Genomic DNA, 2,214 nt, shown 5'->3' on the forward strand with positions numbered 1-2,214 from the left:
AAATTCCTGTGGCTGAAGCAAATTTAAGAAATACTTTGACTGTTGACGGATGTTACGGTAATGGAACCATGCGGGCGATAAAGGCTATTATTAATGGAACGGCTGAGACTTTTGACAGGACACTTGTGGATACAAACGTATCGCATCAGCTTCATAAAGCAGGTCATGGCAGTACAACGGCAAGATTATATAAGGAGTACTATGTTACCGGGACGGGCTTTACTAATTATCATGTTGATCAGGCAATTGGTATGGAGGAGGGTAAAATAATAGATAAAGAATTACTTGTAGGAATATCATCAAAAATCAATAATCACCCGACAGCAGATGATGATATAGGTATTTTGGAACTCTATCAGAATGATGACTGGGACGGTGATGGGATTAGTAATTATATTGAGGTGGAGAATAGTAAAAGAGTTGTTGGCAAGCTAATAAATTTGCAAGGGCTTGTCACTAGTCATGACGTAAAAGAATTAGTAGGAAACGAAAATACATACACAGGTGTAGAGTATACCGAAATTGATGAAGCTCTCCTTTTTGATCCATTGGACTCTGAGACTGGTGTTCTAATGTCAACAGAAATTAACGCAACAAATAGGGGGGTGCACTACATAGGTGAAATACTGATGCAAAATTCATTGGTTGATAACGGTGAATATTCTACAGACAATAGAATTGATGGATTTAGAATTCCAAATAATGGAAAAGGATATTATTACTCAAAGGGTGGAGACCCGTTTGGTGATATAGATAATTATGCTACACTTGCAACTATAAGTGCTGTTGAGAAAGTTGGCCGATTGTGGGAAGCTGCACACCCGGATCTTGCGCCTCTGCGTAAAAAGGAATACTGTTCTAACGGAACAGATTTCACTCATGATAACAAGTCTTGCCTTGATACAGATGCTACAAAAGAAAATGGGGTGCTTGTTACAGGTGGTAAAAGGTTTGGAGTACTAGATTTCAGCAAAGCAGGTGGAGGAGAATTCTTTTCCCTAAGATCAGTACCAATTGGGAGGCAGACCTACTTTGCAAATGGTAATATTATTACAACTGACCATAATACACATAAAAATGGCAGAGACCTGGATGTCCGGTATGTTTTGAGAGATGATATTGGGGAGAGGAGATTTGATTTTGATGAAAATAATAGTGCATGGTATGATGCAGCTTTAACGAGGGAACTGATGGGGTATTTTGTAGAAGCCGGTGCTATTGTATTTTATGTTGATGCTGATGAACGAACAAATATAGGGCCAGGAAAGGTTGATTTTTTAAACTCAGAGGGACAAACCGTAAGTGCGACTGTTATAGAGGCAGATGGTCATGATGACCATTTTCATGTTGTGTTCCCTTCGACCTACGAGCCTATAAACTTTGATTTATCAATACCAGAGGAACCTAATCCGACACTAGATTTTAGCACTAATCCAGTGCAGGTAACAGTAAGTGGAGATGAGAATATAAAAGTAAATACAAAAATAAAAACTAATGTACTTCTGGACGATAAAAATTGGCCTTTCCTAAAAGGTACAAAGTTTCATGTTACAGCAACCTCTTCTGAAAATAGTATAGGAAGTCTTGGTAATAATGATAATTGTTATTGGAAAGTCGTCAGGTATTGCAGGGTTGTTTCAGATGGAACGCTTGAGTTTGATTATACTGCACCGGCAGTTATAAGTGAAAATAAGGTTGTAACAATTAAGGTATGGGATAAGCCGGGTGGTAAACTTTATGATTCAGTGCTGGTTGAACTGATCCCACAACCGTGATCATAGGAGAAAAATAATGAATAAAAATGTTTTAATATTAATTTTCGCTATTATTTTAGTTGGAAGAGTTGAATATTCTGAAGCTATAACAACGATCTTTGATGAAGAAAGAGGGAATATTTATATAGGTGGTGGTGATATGGCTCGTATTCTCCTTTATAAAGATAATATTAGAAAGACTACTTTTAGAAATAAGGTTTATCGTCTTTCTTTGGAAGATGAAAAAGCCCACTTAATAGTAGAAACAAAAGATAGAATTTTATCATTGAAGGTAAGAAAATCATTGCTTGTAGTAGCAGAAATAAATTTAGATGGTGAGCCTGGGAAAGACCATCGAAGTTTATTATTGTATGATAAAAAAGGAATGTTGCTGAAAACCATTGATGGCGTGGTTTTGTCAACGAGTTCGGATACTTACAGCTTGAGTCCGGATGGAACT

The 2,214-nt window shown here is 37.1% G+C and carries 2 protein-coding genes; both read left to right on the top strand.

Annotated features, from left to right (window positions below):
* Positions 1-1,775, top strand: a 1,775-nt coding sequence (locus tag OEV42_21585; GenBank protein MDH3976862.1) for a hypothetical protein, incomplete at its 5' end; no start/stop codon positions are given.
* A gap of 16 nt (positions 1,776-1,791) precedes the next feature.
* A partial coding sequence (locus OEV42_21590; protein ID MDH3976863.1) for a hypothetical protein occupies positions 1,792-2,214 on the top strand: 423 nt, incomplete at its 3' end.

The organism is Deltaproteobacteria bacterium (assembly GCA_029860075.1).
In the GTDB taxonomy this organism is placed as follows: Bacteria; Desulfobacterota; JADFVX01; order JADFVX01; family JADFVX01; genus JAOUBX01.